Source organism: Lacticaseibacillus salsurae (assembly GCF_045862175.1).
In the GTDB taxonomy this organism is placed as follows: Bacteria; Bacillota; Bacilli; order Lactobacillales; family Lactobacillaceae; genus Lacticaseibacillus; species Lacticaseibacillus salsurae.
In genome coordinates this window covers 34916-52434 of record NZ_BAAFZI010000006.1, presented here as the reverse complement: position 1 = coordinate 52434, position 17519 = coordinate 34916, and the positions used below count along the sequence as shown (strand labels likewise).

The following is a 17519-nucleotide window of genomic DNA, read 5'->3' as shown; positions in this document are numbered from 1 at the left end:
TCGCCAAGTCGATTGGGTCACTGCTTGCCTGAAATAGAAAAAAGTCAGACACACAGATCTGACTTTCAACCGCTTATTCTTCTGAATTGGATTTGATCAAGCTGTTCAAGTTGGCTTCAAAAGTCTTCGTGGCATCATAGCCCATCGACTTCGCGCGGAAATTCATCGCCGCGACTTCAATGATTGAAGCCAAGTTACGCCCAACTTTGACTGGAATGGAGATCTTTGGTACCGCCACGTCAAAGATCTGTTGGGATTGTTCCCCAGAGCCTAAACGATCAAATTGCTTGTCTGGCGACCAAGCTTCCAAATGCACGATCAAGTCGATACTCGTGCGCTCACGCACCGCCCCAACGCCAAACAGGTTCATCACATCAACGATGCCTAAGCCGCGAATTTCCAACAAGTGCGACAAGATCTTCGGCGCTTCGCCGACGATCGTTTGTTCATCTTGTTGATACACATCCACTCGGTCATCAGCAATCAAGCGATGCCCACGTTGGATCAATTCCAACGCGGTTTCTGACTTGCCGACCCCAGAGTCCCCAGTGATCAACACCCCTAAGCCGTAAATGTCAGTCAACACACCATGCATGCTGCGACGTTCCGCCAAGCGGCCATCCAAATAATCTGTGATCAAACTGGACAACCGCGTCGTTGGTAGCTTTGAAGTCAATACCGGAATATGAGCCGCTTGGGCGGCGGTAACCATTTCTTTTAATGGGGCCATGCCGCGCGACACGATAAATGCCGGTGTGTCATCGGCGCACATCCGCTTGAGGATCGTCAGACGCTCTTCACTGGACATATTGCCAGCAAAGGCATTTTCAGTGCGGCCAAAAAGTTGCAGGCGTTCATGCGGGTAATAATTGAAATAGCCAGTCAATTCCAAACCTGGCCGGGAAATATCACTCACCACCACTTTGCGCGTGGCAAGATCCTCTTCTCCGCTGAATACATCCAACTTTGTGTCTGCGACTAACTGTGCGACGGTTACGCTATCTGCCATCAGCTCCACCTGTCCTTCCATAGTTAGTTCAATTCTATCATCTCAAAGCCGTTCTGAACAGGGGGTTGTGGAAACCGGTTACAGCTCATCAGCAACTGATTGCTGGTTTTCACCCCCAAACACACAAACACCTTGGCACCTTGATTCAAAACCCGAATCATGGTGCCAAGGTGCTTTTGCGATGGGCTAAAACCGCTTTGGGTCACAGCCTGTTATTCGTGATTATCAAATAGTGTATTGACGAAGCTGATCACGATGGCCAGTAGCATCATCGCGCCAAAGCCGGAAAACATGATGCCGGAAACAAACACTGTCATCAGCTTTAACATAAAGCCATTGATCACCAGTAAGAACAGTCCCAGTGACAAGATGGTCAAAGGAAACGAGAAGAACTTGATCACTGGTTTGACCAAACCGTTCAAGACGCCTAGTACCAAAGCACCGATCAACGCGGTGCCCCAACTGGCGATGAACAACTGACTGGGAAACAATTCAGCGTAAATGATGAAGACCACTGTCGTCAGCAGCACTTTGCGAAAGAAACTCACTAAAAATCGCTCCAATCGTCATCATGATGGGTCTGTTTTTCTTCATGGACATTTCGTGCGGCTTTACGTTCGTGTAAGCCGTCTTGCCAATCGGTGCGTTGATGATGGGTGTGGTGATGATGGTCGCTGCGGCTCACCAACCACCAAATGAACAACCCGATCACCACTGGCCAAAACAGCAAGTGAACTAAGCCAAACACCAGCCCGATGACACAAAGCATCACGACGCCGATGATAATTAGAAAAATTGGGATCAATAAGAAAGGCATCGCGTTCTCCTTTGAAAAAATTTAGTCGTTATCCGTATCTTTTAATTGAATGTTACCACTAGTTGTGGTGATCTCAACTTGCCCAACACCAGTGCCAGGCCGATCCAACGTCAAATGCTTGCTGTTGGCAGAAGCTTCTTGGTTGGATAAACGACTTTTGACTAAGCCAAAACGTGTTTTGACTTCACCAGACAAGGCCACGCTTTGCGGCGCCGCGAGTTTAACAGTACCGTTGACGGAACTGGCTGTCAACTGCTCAAAATCATGATCCAGCGTCAAGCGCACCGTCCCGTTGACGGTTTGCAAGTTGGCTTTTTGCGGGGTAGTGTGCAACTTAATGTCGCCATTGACGGTTTCAAACATTAAATCATGAATGTCGCCCCCATTGACTTTCAAAGAGCCATTGACGCCTTGCGTTTCAAGCATGGTCGCCGTCACATTGCCAAAGTTCAAGTCGCCGTTAGCATTTTTGACATAGAAGTCTTTGCCTTGCAGGTCTTGCATTTGCACGCCGCCGTTAAGCAAGCGCACATTGACATGATCATAAGTGCGGCGCGGCAAGGAGATCACCAAATCAGCTTGGACGCGGCGATTCGGCACTTGAAAGACAAAATGGTCATCATTGACATCAATGTGGCTGCGATCTAAAAAAGCATCCAACGGCGTGGCGGCATCCATTTTACCAAACAGCTTAACGGACGCTTCCACTTTGATATCATCTTGATCCCAAAGGCGCAAGGTCACATCCCCGTTGGCAACTTTCAAATCAAGCACAGATGCTTTTGCGTTAGGGTAAGTGAAAGTGTGGCTGAACTTTTCAGTGGCCAAGCCTGGCACTTTGACGGTGACGTCTTTCCAGTCCACATTATCCAACACGTTGTTCATGGTTTTTTTGAACAAGTGGGAGAATTGGGTGCTGGCAGACCCCATCGTCTTGCCTAAGTCATTTAACGCGTCTTTGGCTTGGTCTTGCCAACCATCTGGCAACACTTTATCGGTGAAACGCTGCTTGGTCAACGTACGCTTTTGGCGGTTGAGATCGGCGAGTTGTTGTTTATACTGATCGATCTGCGTCGCCAATTCTTCACGTTGGTTTTTGAGTTCGTTGTTTTCTTGCTTTAAGTCGCCGCGTTCTTGATATTTTTCTTCGGTTAATGTGTCCAGATCTTCCATGGTGTCTAACACGATGATCTGTTCATTGTTTGCCGAGATCTTAGCCGCGATGGCTTTTTCTTGGGCAGTGGCCGCGTCTAGCGAACCGGCCACTTCGGCAATTTGGGTATTCAAAGCCGATAATTCTGCTTCATTAGGATCTTCAGTGGGTTGTTGTGATGCATTAGGTTGGTCACTTGATGCAGCTGGTTTTGCCGCTTCAGGTTCGTGAGCATCCACCACGGTTTTGGCTTTATCGAGATTTTCTAATAAGACTAAGGCTTCTTGGCTAGTGATCACGCCTTGCTTGACCAAATCAAGGATCCGTTCACGTTCATTCATGAGATTTACCTCCAGATAATCAACTGCGATTGCGCAAGCTCAACAGTTGGCTTGCTTGTGTAACTCTAGTATGCCTGCTTCGGCAGTTGATTGCATAGGTCCTAAGGTTGATTTTGAAATCAGCATCAAGCCCAGCGTCACTTTTCCCACAATAAAAAAGCCAACCACCCTAATGCCATGCGTTTGGGTGGTTGATCTATAATCTCATTTAGTGCAGTTTGCGCCGAGCGATCGTCAGCGCCGCTTTTTGCGCCATCGCCCAATAAGTTAACCCAGCGATGCCGACGACTAGAAGCGTTTTAATCAACCAAATGCCCATTGCTACCCTCCGCACGCCGGCGATCTTGTTTGCCAAGATTCAACTCGACGATTTTACCAGTGTGGTTGTACACGATCCATTCGGCGATATTCACCACATGATCGCCAATGCGCTCCAACAAGCGCGACACAAATAAGTAACTGGCGATCAAATCAGCATCCCCATCTTCTAACTGGGTGGTGTGTTTGCGTACCGCAACAAAATCGCGATCCACATCTAAGTCCGATGCGGCCACTAGTTTGGCCAACGCGACATCTGTATGCACATAAGCCGTCAAGATCTGTTCCAACATATTGCGCACCGTCGTACTCATATGCGTCAATACCGCGTCGATCGTCGCGATGCGTTGGGTACTAGCTGCTTGGGTCTCTCTGGCGATCCCCACTGCATGATCGCCGATGCGCTCCAGATCAGTGGAACTTTTCAGGATACTCATCACCACGCGAAAATCTGATGCCACAGGTTGCTGCAAGGCTAAGGTTTGAATGATCAGCTTTTCTAAATGCAATTCATCGTCATTGATGACGCCATCGCGGTCGATCACCTTTTGGGCGGCGTCGCGATTGCTTTTTAAAAACGCTTTGGTCGCCAATTCGATTTGTTCAGAGACATTTAGTCCCATATCTTCAAATAAATGATTCAAGCGATGCAAGTCGCGATTCAACATTTCCGGCATGCCAGACTCCTTTCGACCCACAAAAAAGCCAGCATCTGCCAGCGATACGCGCCGACAAATGCTGGTTTTGATGAATTACTTGTCAGACACTTTGTTGTTGGCGTCTTTTTGGACTTTCATGTCGTGAATGGAAATGTAGCCTAACTTGGTCACCAAGTTCTTTTGCACGGCATCAGAGTCGATGTACTTCAAGAACGCTGCCGTACCTGCATCGGCCTTGCCTTTGGTGTACATGTGTTCATAAGACCAGATCTTCCAGTCGTTAGTCGCCACATTGGCACTAGTTGGCTTCACATTGTCCACAGACAAAGCTTGCACGTCATCTTTAATGTATGAAAAGGCCAAATATGAAATCGCGCCAGGAGTCGTGGCCACGATTTTTTGCACGGCACCATTGGAATCCTGTTCTTGGCTAGTCACTGCAGACTTGCCGTTCAATACCGCTGCTTCAAAAGTGGCGCGCGTGCCAGAACCTTGGGCGCGGTTGACCACCGTGATGGCTTTGTCAGCACCGCCAACGGCTTTCCAGTTTTTGACTTTGCCAGTGAAAATGTCGCGCAGTTGGCTCATGGACAAGTTCTTCACGCCAGCGTCTTTGTTCGCCACTGGGGCCATGCCGACGACAGCCACTTGGTGATCAACTAACTTCGAGGCATCAACGCCTTTGCCTTGTTCGGCAAAAATATCTGAGTTCCCGATGGTCACAGCACCTTGCACCACTTGGCTCAAGCCGGTACCGGAGCCGCCACCTTGAACCGTGATCTTAGCTTCTGGGTGGTCTTGTTGATAAGCAGAGGCGGCTTGTTCAACTAAAGGTTGCAAGGCAGTTGAGCCCACTGCGACCACTTTGGCTGATTTTGGCGCGCTTGAGGAAGTTTTAGATGCGGCGTTGGCATCTTTGGCGCTGGAGCTGCCACCGCAGCCTGCCAGTAATGTGGCAAAGGTGGTAAAAGTCAGTGCAAATGTGATCAGTGCGGATTTCTTCATGTTGTTCTTCCTTTCGTCTTGTCATCCTTAGAACACCTTTGATTTTACGGCGTGTGCGTAAATTTCAGCGCTACTTTCAGTAAAAGAGTTGTGTGCATTTGGTAAATTTTAAGTTTTAAAGTAAAAAAAACAACGGTATCTTCTACCGTTGCAACATAAAATCATATTTATCGAGTTGTCAGAGCACTAAAACCCGTCTTCTGAGGCGTTGGAGTTCAATTCCAACAACTTGCCTGTGCGTAAATATAAGATCCATTCACAAATGTTCGTGACATAATCACCGATGCGTTCCAAGTAACTGGACACCAGCATGTAATCCATGCCGCCGACAATGGTTTCAGAGTCTTCGCGCATGCGCCGAATACATTCTTCGTAAATGCGCTTGGAAAACTCATTGATGCCATGATCTTCAGTGGCGATCTGACGCGCGCGCACAGAATCTTCTTTCACGTAAGCATCCAACACTTCGCTGACCATTTCTTTGACCGCTTGGGCCATTTGGGCGATTTCTGCTTCGATTTCGGGCACGCGCGTTTCGCCTTTCACCCGGATCGTCGACTTGGCAATGGACACCGCGTGATCGCCCATGCGCTCTAAGTCAGAGCTGGCTTTCATCACCGTGACGATCATGCGCAAGTCAGTGGTGACTGGTTGTTGCAGCGCGATCATTTCGAAGCTGCGTTTTTCCAGATCGACCTCACGTTTATTGATGTGTTGATCTTCTGCGATCACACTGCGCGCTAACGCTTTGTCGTGGTTGACGAACGCAGAAACTGATTTGTATATGGCTTCATTGGCCATCATCCCCATTTCAGAGAAACGGACATGCAGATCATTTAGTTCGTCTTCAAATAGTCGCCGCATGCTGAAACCTCCTGAGATTCATTTTAAATACACAAATGCGCGCCTCGATCACTCGAGCCACGCTGTCACCTTAGCCGAAGCGGCCGGAAATATAATCGGATGTTTCTTGTTGTTGCGGGTTTAAAAAGATCGTCTTGGTATCGGCAAATTCAACCAAGCGCCCTTGCAAAAAGAAAGCGGTTTTGTCCGAGATCCGCGAAGCCTGATGCATGTTATGCGTTACTAGTATTATGGTATATCGTTCACGCAATTCCAACAACATATTTTCAATTTGGGTGCTAGAGATCGGATCCAGCGCTGAAGTCGGTTCATCCATTAAGATCACATCTGGCTGCACCGCCAATACGCGCGCGATCACGACGCGTTGTTGTTGACCGCCAGATAACGACAACGCCGACACATGCAACTTGTCTTTGACTTCATCCCAAATCGCCGCTTGCTTTAAGCTGGTTTCCACCGCTTCATCAAGCACGGCGCGATCTTTGATGCCTTGCAAGCGCAAGCCATATACCACATTGTCATAAATGCTGAATGGAAACGGGTTAGGCTGTTGAAATACCATGCCGACGCGTTTGCGCAGCTGCACCACATCCATTTGTGGCGCGTAAATGTCATCACCTTGCAGGCGCATATCACCTTGGATCTTCACGCCTGGGATCAGATCATTCATGCGATTCAAGCACCGCAAGTAAGTCGACTTCCCACAACCGCTGGGACCGATCAATGCGGTGATCTCATTTTGATTGAAGTCCAGATCAATGCCATGCAAGGCTTCAAAATCACCATACCACAACTTCACGTCGGCACTGGTGATCACTTTATTTTTCGCCATAAGTTCTCCTTGTGTGATTAGCCGGCTAACTACCCAAAGTGCCCAGACACATAATCATCTGTGGCTTTGATCTTCGGTCGCGTAAAGATCTTACGCGTTTCATCAAATTCAATGGCTTGCCCAGAATAGAAAAAGGCGGTGTAGTCACTGATCCGCGCTGCTTGTTGCATGTTGTGCGTCACAATGATGATGGTGTATTTGTCTTTAAGTTGCATCATGGTGTCTTCGATCGTAGACGTGGAGATCGGATCCAGCGCTGACGCTGGTTCATCCATTAGCAACACATCTGGCTTCATGGCAATGGCGCGGGCAATACATAAGCGCTGTTGTTGGCCACCAGATAATGCCAAACCGCTTTGGTTGAGGTTATCTTTGACTTGATCCCACAATGCAGCTTGTTTCAAGCTGGTTTCCACCAGTTCATCTAACACGGCTTTGCGCTTTTCACCAAAGCGTTTTGGCGCAAAAGTGATGTTGTCGTAGATCGACTTGGCAAAAGGATTCGGCCGCTGAAACACCATGCCAATGTGTTTGCGCATTTCATACACATCGATATCTTGGGCGTTGATATCCAACCCACGATACATGATCTCCCCAGTGACGCGACTGCCTTCGATATTATCATTCATGCGATTCAGCGAGCGTAAGAAAGTGGATTTTCCTGAACCAGAAGCGCCGATCAATGCCGTGATCTTGTAGCGTTCAAAAGGCAACGACACGCCATGGACGGCTTCATTGTCACCATAATACACTTTCACGTCATTGGTGGTAATCGCAAATTCATGCTCAGCCGGATCCAAGTCTTTGATATAACGATCGTCTAATGAATAGTTTTGCATTGTTCTCCTATCCTGCGGTCATCCGCTTGTACAGGCGATTGCCACCCCAGCGCGCCAAAATGTTGAAGGCCAATACCGCAATGATCAATACTGCCGACGCCCCAGCAGATACCGCTGCGGCATCTGGCTGGATGCCTTCAGAGTTGATCTTCCAAATATGCACCGCCAAGGTTTCTGCTGGCCGAAACGGGTTCAACGGACTGGCGATATCTAACGGATTCCAGTCGGCAAAGTTCAGCGCAGGCGCTGATTGGCCGGCAGTGTAGATCAACGCCGCCGCTTCACCAAACACACGCCCAGCCCCTAAGATCATCCCCGTTAAGATCCCAGGTAACGCTTCTGGGATCACCACATGGATGACCGTTTCCCAACGTGATAAGCCTAAAGCAAGCCCAGCTTCGCGTTGGGCAAAACCGACTTGTCGCAAAGAATCTTCGACATTACGCGTCAACAACGGCAAGTTGAACATGGTCAACGCCAAGGCCCCTGACAAAATGGAAAACCCAAATCCGAATTGTAACACGAATACCAAGAAACCAAACAACCCCACCACCACAGAAGGTAGTGAACTTAGAATTTCAATGGCGGTGCGGATCACGTCAGTCAACCAGTTATCGCGGGCGTATTCGGCCAAATAGATCCCAGCCCCTAATGCCAATGGTACAGAGATCACCATGGACAGCAATAACAAGTAAAAGGAGTTGAACAATTGGATGCCGATGCCGCCGCCAGCTTCAAAGCTTTTGGCGGGACTGGTCAAGAAATGCCATGACACATGTGGTAAGCCTTGTACCAGAATGTAACCCAGTAACCCGGCTAACAGGAGCACGATGATGCCAGCAACTGCGTAAAGCACGCCAGTCATCAATTTATCGATCGATTTTGCAGACATCACTTCATCTCCCCTTTCTTGCCGATCCAGCGAATCAATAAGTTAAAGGCCAACGACATCAATAACAGCAGTAAGGCCAATGACCATAAGGCGTTGTTATCTAGCGACCCCATCACGGTGTTACCAATGCCGGAAGTCAATACCGACGTTAATGTCGACGCTGGGCTGATCAAGTCTTTGGGCAAGATCGCGGCATTACCGATCACCATTTGGACCGCTAAAGCTTCACCAAACGCCCGCGCCATGCCAAACACCACCCCAGTTAAGATCCCAGGCATGGCAGCACGTAACACCACGCGAGAAATCGTTTGCCAGCGCGTGCCACCTAAAGCCAAGCTGGCTTCGCGGTAATGGCGTGGCACAGCTTTCAATGCATCAACAGTCATACTGGTCACCGTCGGCAAGATCATGACAAACAACACGAAAGTCCCAGCTAAGATCCCAAAACCAGTGCCGCCAAACACTGTCCGAATGACTGGTACGATCACGGACAACCCGATGAACCCATAAACCACTGACGGAATGCCGACAAGCAGTTCGATCACTGGTTGAAGCAACTTTTTGCCTAGGTTCGGCGAGATCTCCGTCATGAAGATCGCCGCTCCGACTGCAAATGGTGTCGCCACCACTGCAGACAAGAACGTCACCCCAAAACTCCCGACGATCATCGGCAAGGCGCCGACTTGCGGGTTGCCATGGGCATCTTTGACCGCTGGTTCCCAGGTACTTTTGGATAAGAAGTCCCATAGATTGATCTTATTGGTGAAAAATGTTGCCAAGCCGCGGCTAGCCACAAAGAAGAAAATGGCCAACACCACTGCCACGATCAAGCTGATACATGCCAAGCTGATCAAATGCCCGCGGGCTTCGATTTTTGCAGAGCGGGATTTGTGTTGCATTGCGTCTTTGATCGGATCCATGAGCGCCTCCTAGTTATGCACGACGTTGCCGGCGTGGTCGCGTTGCACTTTCATTGTTGTGACAGGAATATACCCCATTTTTTGCACCAATTTGGTTTGCATGGCTGGGGACTGGATATAAGCCAAGAACTGCTTGGTCAAGCCAGTAGGTTGGCCTTTGGTATACATATGTTCATACGACCAAATCGGCCAAGCATTCGTGGTCACATGTTGATCCGTTGGCGTCACCCCATCTAAAGCAGGCGCGACTACGGTATCATCAACATAAGAAAAGGCCACATAAGACACCGCACCTGGGGTATTGGCGACGATCGAGCGCACCATTCCTGTCGAATCTTGTTCTTGCGCCGCCATCGGTTGCCGGCCGTTCATCACCCAACGTTCAAATGTGGCTCGGGTGCCAGAGCCTTGGGCCCGATTGACCACCACCACTGGAAGATTTTTGCCACCGACTTGTTGCCAGTTGGTGATCTCACCAGTAAACAGTTGCCGCAATTGGGTGACCGTCAAATTCTTGACGCCGACTTTTTTGTTAAGGATCGGCGTGATGCCTACCACTGCCACGCGGTGATCGACCAGTTTTTTGGCTTGGATGCCGGGTTTTTCTTCGGCAAACAGATCAGAGTTGCCGATTTGGACAGCGCCTTGTTGGATCTGGCTGAGGCCAGTACCCGACCCGCCGCCTTGCACATTGATGAACACCCCAAGATGATCGGTTTGATATTGTTCTGCAGCCGCTTCAACTAATGGCTGTAAAGCTGATGACCCTACCGCAGTGATCGATTCACCACTGGAATTTTGGGCGCCGCATGCCGCTAAAAGCGTTAAGCTGATCAAGGCAAGTAAGCCTAGCAATTTTTTCACGTCGTGCCTCCGTCTTTATTCTCCATCTAGTGTAACAACCTTGTGTAAATCTTACTGACGCGGGGTGTAAAAATGTGGTAAATGTATTTTTTCAACCGTCATGGGATGATTTTCAGACTGAATTTTCACTTAGCGTGGCAACGTCACGGTAAAGGTGGTGCCGACCCCAACTTGTGAATGGATCGCCACATCGCCGCCAAGTTGTTGCAACATTTCAGCCACGATCGCCAAGCCTAACCCAGTCCCACCATTATGCCGCGAACGGGCTTTGTCCACGCGATAAAAGCGCTCAAAGATCCGTTGTTGATCCGTGTCGGCAATGCCGATACCAGTGTCTTGGAAGGTCAACGTCAATTGATCTGGTTGCGTGGTGGCAGTCACGTCGACACTACCATGCTCGCGGTTATAAAATACCGCATTATTCAATAAATTCCGGACCACTTGCGATAATTTCACATCATCGCTTTGAATCGTCAAGCCGTCTGGCACATTGATGTGCACATCCAAATGCTTTTCGTTGATCGGCTTAGCCAAGCTTTTAACGGCTTGGTCTAACAATTGACCCAAATCCACAGCAGAATGCTTGGCTGGCGCATCAGAAGGCCGACTTAACGTCAAAATATCGGTGATCAAACTGGTCAAGCGGGTACTTTCATCATAAATGATGTGCAAGAATTGATCCAAAGTGTCAGGATCATCTTTGGCCCCAGCCAACAAAGTTTCCGCAAAGCCGGAGATCGCCGTGACTGGCGTTTTTAATTCATGCGACACATTACCGACAAAGTCGAGTTGCATTTGTTCGACTTGGCGCAAATACGTGACATCATATAAGATCACCAACACTTGTTCGCGATCGGCTTGCGCCTTTAACGCGATGACATTGGCATCCACTGACTTTTGGGTGATCAGCATGGTCATTTCTTTATGATGGGACTTTTGATTGCGGAACGTGTGCTCGATCATGCGCGCCAAACGGTAAGTTTTGACATCATCTAAATAGTTGTGCACGCCAGGGGCGATCGGATGCCCAACAAACGTCGACATGGCTTGGTTAGCCAATAACACATTGCGATCGGCATCGATCAACATCACCCCTTGTGGCAAATGATCGATCAAGCGATCAAAACTGGCTTGGCGTAAGGCCACTTTGGTGCGCAAATGATCGACCGCTTGTTCCAAGCGATTGATCTCCGTGCCCATAGCCATAAACGGCGAACCTGGCGTCAAAATGATCGGATTGACGCTGGCTTCTTTGCGGATTCGGGCAATGTTTTGCGTCATTGTGGCAATGTGTCCTTGCCAATAATGCTGACGTTTGACTTGCCAGCCGATCAACATGATCATCAACAACCAATACCCTGCCGTAAACAGCCACAGATCTCCTGGCGCGGCGTTGGCCAAGCTGGCTTTTTTTTGCCAAACGCCCACGAAATGATTGTGCTTGCCTTCAAAAATAAACAGCTGTTCAGTGTCGCCATTGATGGTCACCACTTGCGGCGTATGGCTAACAATCGTGCGCTTTTGGTCGATCAAGTCTTGCATCATTTGTTGCCGATGGGACTTGGGCTTGCCCACTAATGGCGTGATGGTCACGTCTTCGGCAGTTGCCACGGCTTTGATCTGTTTGCCAGTAGCCAAATAAGTTTGATACACCGCTTTAAGATGGGTGGTTTGTTGGTGGAACAACAACCGGTCACATCCGGCAATAATGACGAAAAAGCCTGCTATTGCCAGCAGGCTTGAAGTCAACAATTGACGCGTCGCTCTATTCATTGGGCACCTCCATTTGATACCCAAAGCCACGCACCGTTTTAATGTAGGTCGGATGTTTGGGATCCGCTTCGATCTTATCGCGCAAATGTGACACTTGAATATCGACCATCCGCGTTTCGGCTGGGTATTCAAAGCCCCACACGCCATTTAACAAGGCGTCGCGAGACAAGATCTTGCCTACGCGCTGGGCAAAAAAGGCCAACAGTTCAAATTCTTTTGGCGTTAACGTCAGCTTTTCGCCGTCTTTGGTGGCGCGATAATTCTCTGGATCGATGCGCAAGCCGCCGACCACGATCAATTCTTTGGCGGCTTTGTTACCATTGTCGCCAGCGCGTGCCGATTGATCGCCAGTGACGCGGCGCTCAATGGCTTTGATCCGCGCCACGATCTCGCGTGGGGAAAACGGCTTGGTCACATAATCATCTGCGCCAAGTTCCAACCCGACGATCTTATCGGTTTCAGAATCTTTGGCCGTTAAGATCATGATCGGCGTGGTAATGTTCGCCCCACGGATCTTTTTGGTGACTTCTAACCCATCCAGTCCTGGCAACATCAGATCCAAAATAATGAAGTCATAATGCTCTTGCAGCGCCAAGGTCAACGCTGAGTCGCCATCGCCTGCTGTGGTCACGTCAAAATGCTCTTTTTCCAAATTGTATCTTAACAACGTCACGATAGCTGGTTCATCATCCACAACCAGGATCTTTTTCATGCTTGTTCCTCCGCAAAAGTGATCATGCCCAACTCATGTGGGGCCCCTTCATATATCGCTGTTTCACATAACTTGATGGCACCATCCAAGCGCATCACCTTCAAGCGGCAATACGTGGGGTGCGCTTGGATCGCCGCATATAACTGCGCGTCATCATGCACCGGTATTTGGTTGCACAACAACACCACATCGCCGGCTTCCAGACCCATTTTGGCGGCTGGGGTTTCGGGTTGGATCGCCACTAACCGCACGCCAGTCATGGTTTGAGACACATAGTTGATCCCGCGCAAGTTCGCTTGGTGATTGGCGATTCCTAATACTAAACCGAAGACGACTGCCGCCATCAGCCAAGCATTGGCCGCCGCTGGTAGCGCCCATGCCCCAGCCGCTAAGGCCAACGCCAAGATCCCGGCGATCAAATATTGCCAGATCCATAACTTGATGGCGGTTTTCGGCAATTGTTTTTTGGTGCGCAAGGCGACCCCTAAAATCAGCGGCACGCCGATCAATGCAAAATGCATATTGCCAATGGTCAACACTGGCCACCAAGGCAACTTGGCAAAAGTCGTGCCAGCGATCGGCAACACCAGTGGCAACCAGTAAAATTGCCGATGGGCATATACCGCGATTTTGGCACCGCGCTTGCCCATGGTCAAATTCGGCACATCGATCGGCGGGTCAAAGACTTTCAGCAAACCGGCTTCAGCCAGCCATAACAACCCGACTAGCGCCAATAGCCGCCAAGTCCAAGCTTGTCCGTCGCCGACTACAAATTGTGTTTGCGGCAGATCAATCGCCAAGATCCCAGCGATCGGTAGCCACCAAGGACCAAACCCGATCCCTGATAACAACAACATCACTGCTGTTAAGCCGCTTAACATCACCAGCACTGCCGGCGTCAACACCAGCCCACCTAGCACACTCAGCGCCGAAATGACCACCGCGACGCCAACGCCGCCGATCACCCCAGCCCATAAACCGGTCGCATGACGATCGATCGCCGTCAAAAAGACTTTGCGTTCATGCCGCAACCGTAGCCAATGCCAAAATATCGCCACGAAAAAGCCAACCCAAGTGATCGGGCCTAACAAGGTCAAAAACAATCGCACGCGGTTCACCTTCCTATTCGCCTTTAGTATATCATGTAAAGCCAAGAAGCCGAACGATACAAGGACAACACAATTCAATGACAGCGGATACATTTGGTGTTTTGGCGTAAAAGTTCTGTAAATCCTCGCGCGATTCAAGTCGAACAAAAAAACCGCCACTTCCAAAGAAGTGACGGCCAACAGTTGATTTAGATCTTTAAGAAGCGACGCATGGAAACCACTGATCCTAACGCCCCGATAATGATCCCGATGGCAGCTAACGCCACATCGAGCCAAAACAGAAACGGCATGGTTGGAAACAGTGAGTAGCCATTAGCCGCAGTGGTCAATCCGGCATTGGAGTAAACCAAACCGTAGCCGATATCCACCACCAGCATTGGGATCAATGACCCCAACAAGCCAGTCCAAGCGCCTTCGAGCAAGAATGGCCAGCGAATGTAGCCGTTGGTGGCCCCAACTAAGCGCATGACCCCGATTTCATCAGCACGCGATAAGATCGTGATGCGAATCGTGTTGGAGATCAAGAATACCGCCACAAACAGCAGTAAAATGGTGAACCCGACGCCCCAATGTTGAATGGTATCGACAGTCTTGAATAACTTCTTGGCAGTGGAGCCACCATAAGAGGCTTCAGAAACATGTTTGAGTTTTTCGGCTTTTTTGGCCACTTTAATGGTGGCTTTAGGATTTTTGGTATCCACTAAGAACACGTTGTTCAACGGGTTCTTGTCGCCAGAAAACATTTTCCATTGCGAGCCGTAACTACCGACGATGGTATCCAGTTCCGTTTTGGCAGAACGATACTTGACCGTTTTGACGTCAGGCAAGGCTTTGATCTGCTTTTCCAGCTTGGCTTCTTGGGCCTTTTTGGTACCGCGGTCCACATACACGCGTACGCGCACATCATTTTCCACTTGGGTCGAAATGCGCGACACATTAATCAACAGCGCCATGAAGATCCCAACTAACAATAACGTCACAGTGACTGCAGAAACTGCGGCCACAGACATCCAACCGTTACGCCGCAAGGACTTCCAGGAGTCTTTGAGGTGTCGCTTTAAGACATTAGGCTTCACTGTCGTAACTCCCTTCTTTATCGTCACGGATCAAGCGGCCGCCAGCAATTTCCAACACGCGGTGACGATGTTCGTCGACCATTTGTTGGTTATGCGTGGCCATGATCACCGTCGTGCCATTGGCATGGACTTTTTCCAAGATCTCCATGATCCCTTCGGCAGTTTCTGGATCCAAGTTCCCTGTCGGTTCATCGGCGATCACCACTTGCGGCTTGTTGACGATGGCGCGGGCAATGGAAACACGTTGTTGTTCACCACCAGATAATTCTGAAGGGAAACGGCGTAGCTTTTGTTCCAAGCCCACCAACTTCAACACTTCCAAAACCCGTGGGCGAATGTCTTTATCAGGCGTTTCGATCACTTGCATCGCATAGGCGACATTTTCATAAACCGTCAAGCGCGGCAACAACTTGAAGTCTTGGAACACGATCCCGATCAAGCGGCGCATATACGGCACTTCTGAAGGTTTCATGGTCGCAAAATCATAATTGTTGATCACAATGTCCCCTTCAGCTGGGGTCAGTTCATGATAAAGCATTTTGATAAACGTTGACTTGCCGGCACCACTAGGACCGATCACATAGACGAATTCGCCAGGATCGACTTTGAGGTTCAAATCTTTCATCGCGACGACGCCGTTATCATACTTCATCATCACGTTTTTCATCTGAATCATGTCACGATTCTCCTTAATCAGGTTTTTTTCACTGCGACCAGTATAACAGGCGTATACAACAACAGCATTGCATTGACGTTACAAAAGCGTTTGTCACAAAGGTGTCATGTGACAAACGGGATAACTGGCGCCGTGGCGGCCAACTTCAAGCTCCTGTAAACCACGTCTTGAGCGCGAAGCAAACTTTCTTAGTACGCGCTATTTTTAGTTAATCAGGGTTTTCAGTGGACAATTGCCATTGTAAATAGGCGTAAATGAAAGGATTGAGATCGCCATCCATTACCGCTTGGCCATTGCCGGTTTCATAATTGGAACGGTGATCTTTGACCATGGTATAAGGATGGAATACATACGAGCGGATCTGCGAACCAAATGCCACATCCATTTGGGTGCCTTTGATTGCGGCAGCTTCTTTGGCTTTGATCTCTTGTTCGCGTTGATACAACTTGGCTTTCAACATGCCCATGGCCGTATCTTTGTTTTGAAATTGTGAACGTTGCGCTTGGCTGGATACCACGATGCCAGTTGGGATATGGATCAAGCGCACCGCAGAACTGGTTTTGTTAATATGCTGACCACCAGCACCACTAGAGCGGAAGACTTCCATTTTGATGTCTTCTGGCCGAATATCGATCTCGATGGAATTGTCCAGCTCAGGCATGACATCCACACTGGCAAAGCTAGTATGGCGGCGGCCAGCAGAATCAAATGGTGAAATCCGCACCAGACGATGAACCCCTTTTTCGCCGCGCAACATGCCGTATGCATTTTGCCCGTTGACCAACAGTGTGACGGATTTCAAGCCAGCTTCATCCCCAGCCAAATAATCAGCCACTTCGACTTTAAAGCCGTTTTGGTCTGCCCAGCGTTGATACATCCGCAGCAACATGGCACCCCAATCTTGCGCTTCGGTACCGCCAGCTCCAGGATGGATTTCCAAAATGGCATTGTTGGCATCATATTGGCCATTGAGCAACAACGCCATTTCGTAGGTGTTCATTTTTTCTTCAAGGTCGTGAATGCCAGCTTCCAACTCTTGTTGCATATCGGCATCAGGCTCTTCTTGCAACAACTCCAACGACACATCCAAGTCATCTAATTGATCTGCCAAAGCATAAAAATTATCATGCTTGGTTTTCAAAATGTTATTGGCATCGATCACTTTTTGGGCCGCTTCACGGTCATTCCAAAAATCCGGTTCAGCCATGCGGCCTTCATTTTCTGAAATCCGTTCATTCAAGGCATCGAGGTCAAAGAGACCCCCTGAATTGATTTATTTTGGTGCGTAATTGCGCAAGCGTATTGCGCGCTTCTGCGATTTCCATACAGAATTCTCCTTTTGAATATGATCAAACTAGTTTCAAAGCTGATCGCGATCACGCCGATCAGCTTACATGAGCCACGCTAAAGAAATACCTGAATTGCCACTACTGTTGGCGCCATCAATGGCCACTACCGAGTGCCCGCAGAGGGGTAAGAAAATTGGCATAACGAAGGAAAACTGGCCAATTGCCGTGACCGTGAAATCAAGGATGACGCCGAACTTTGGCGGCATGCGCAGATTTCACCGGCAGATTTTGAAACAGCGGGTTTTGCTGGTTCAAAATCTAGGCGTAAGAACATCGGCGCCTTTTGCCGATTTCTGAAGCCGGCCGCACGG

Annotated in this window: 18 protein-coding genes; all 18 read right to left on the bottom strand. The window is 49.2% G+C overall.

The features are described from left to right. Window positions 1–73: 73 nt before the first annotated feature. Window positions 74–1009: an HPr(Ser) kinase/phosphatase gene (hprK, locus tag ACKTSG_RS03690; RefSeq protein WP_407892078.1), complete on the bottom strand. Its 936-nt coding sequence runs from the start codon at window positions 1007–1009 to the stop codon at window positions 74–76. Between the two features lie 212 nt (window positions 1010–1221). Next, a complete protein-coding gene (locus tag ACKTSG_RS03685; RefSeq protein WP_407892077.1) occupies window positions 1222–1557 on the bottom strand; it encodes a phage holin family protein in 336 nt (111 codons plus the stop codon). Then, window positions 1557–1826, bottom strand: a complete 270-nt coding sequence (locus tag ACKTSG_RS03680; protein WP_407892075.1) for a hypothetical protein — start codon at window positions 1824–1826, stop codon at window positions 1557–1559. The genes ACKTSG_RS03685 and ACKTSG_RS03680 overlap by 1 nt, the downstream gene beginning before the upstream one ends. 21 nt (window positions 1827–1847) lie before the next feature. Further along, a complete protein-coding gene (gene liaX, locus ACKTSG_RS03675; protein ID WP_407892073.1) occupies window positions 1848–3320 on the bottom strand; it encodes a daptomycin-sensing surface protein LiaX in 1473 nt (490 codons plus the stop codon). 299 nt (window positions 3321–3619) lie between these two features. Then, window positions 3620–4315 carry a phosphate signaling complex protein PhoU gene (phoU, locus tag ACKTSG_RS03670; RefSeq protein WP_407892071.1) on the bottom strand — a complete coding sequence of 232 codons (696 nt, stop codon included), beginning with the start codon at window positions 4313–4315 and terminating at the stop codon, window positions 3620–3622. Window positions 4316–4390: 75 nt separating this feature from the next. After that, window positions 4391–5302, bottom strand: a complete 912-nt coding sequence (locus ACKTSG_RS03665) for a phosphate ABC transporter substrate-binding protein (protein WP_407892069.1) — start codon at window positions 5300–5302, stop codon at window positions 4391–4393. A 186-nt stretch (window positions 5303–5488) separates the two neighbouring features. Next, window positions 5489–6166 (bottom strand): phosphate signaling complex protein PhoU, encoded by a 678-nt coding sequence (gene phoU / locus ACKTSG_RS03660; RefSeq protein ID WP_407892067.1) that lies wholly within the window; start codon window positions 6164–6166, stop codon window positions 5489–5491. Between the two features lie 70 nt (window positions 6167–6236). Further along, window positions 6237–6998, bottom strand: a complete 762-nt coding sequence (gene pstB, locus ACKTSG_RS03655) for a phosphate ABC transporter ATP-binding protein PstB (RefSeq protein ID WP_407892065.1) — start codon at window positions 6996–6998, stop codon at window positions 6237–6239. A 29-nt stretch (window positions 6999–7027) separates the two neighbouring features. Further along, entirely contained in the window at window positions 7028–7837 is an 810-nt protein-coding gene (gene pstB, locus ACKTSG_RS03650; protein WP_407892063.1) for a phosphate ABC transporter ATP-binding protein PstB, read from the bottom strand. Window positions 7838–7844: 7 nt separating this feature from the next. Beyond that, complete coding sequence (gene pstA / locus ACKTSG_RS03645; protein WP_407892061.1) at window positions 7845–8729, bottom strand: phosphate ABC transporter permease PstA; 885 nt, start codon at window positions 8727–8729, stop codon at window positions 7845–7847. Beyond that, window positions 8729–9649, bottom strand: a complete 921-nt coding sequence (pstC, locus tag ACKTSG_RS03640; RefSeq protein ID WP_407892059.1) for a phosphate ABC transporter permease subunit PstC — start codon at window positions 9647–9649, stop codon at window positions 8729–8731. Before pstC ends, pstA begins: the two co-directional genes overlap by 1 nt. 9 nt (window positions 9650–9658) lie before the next feature. Next, window positions 9659–10513: a phosphate ABC transporter substrate-binding protein PstS family protein gene (locus ACKTSG_RS03635; protein WP_407892057.1), complete on the bottom strand. Its 855-nt coding sequence runs from the start codon at window positions 10511–10513 to the stop codon at window positions 9659–9661. A gap of 129 nt (window positions 10514–10642) precedes the next feature. Further along, entirely contained in the window at window positions 10643–12286 is a 1644-nt protein-coding gene (pnpS, locus tag ACKTSG_RS03630) for a two-component system histidine kinase PnpS (RefSeq protein ID WP_407892055.1), read from the bottom strand. Next, window positions 12279–12998 carry a response regulator transcription factor gene (locus ACKTSG_RS03625; RefSeq protein ID WP_407892053.1) on the bottom strand — a complete coding sequence of 240 codons (720 nt, stop codon included), beginning with the start codon at window positions 12996–12998 and terminating at the stop codon, window positions 12279–12281. The genes pnpS and ACKTSG_RS03625 overlap by 8 nt, the downstream gene beginning before the upstream one ends. Further along, on the bottom strand, window positions 12995–14107 hold the full coding sequence (locus ACKTSG_RS03620; protein WP_407892051.1) for a PDZ domain-containing protein: 1113 nt from the start codon (window positions 14105–14107) through the stop codon (window positions 12995–12997). Before ACKTSG_RS03620 ends, ACKTSG_RS03625 begins: the two co-directional genes overlap by 4 nt. Window positions 14108–14295: 188 nt before the next feature. Continuing rightward, window positions 14296–15183: a permease-like cell division protein FtsX gene (ftsX, locus tag ACKTSG_RS03615; protein WP_407892049.1), complete on the bottom strand. Its 888-nt coding sequence runs from the start codon at window positions 15181–15183 to the stop codon at window positions 14296–14298. Continuing rightward, a complete protein-coding gene (gene ftsE / locus ACKTSG_RS03610) occupies window positions 15173–15859 on the bottom strand; it encodes a cell division ATP-binding protein FtsE (protein WP_407892047.1) in 687 nt (228 codons plus the stop codon). The genes ftsX and ftsE overlap by 11 nt, the downstream gene beginning before the upstream one ends. Window positions 15860–16067: 208 nt before the next feature. Further along, window positions 16068–17184 (bottom strand): peptide chain release factor 2 gene (prfB, locus tag ACKTSG_RS03605; protein ID WP_407892045.1). Its coding sequence is split into 2 segments (ribosomal slippage): window positions 16068–17111 and window positions 17113–17184, totalling 1116 coding nucleotides; the frame shifts between segments, so codons are not numbered across the junction. Window positions 17185–17519: the final 335 nt, after the last annotated feature.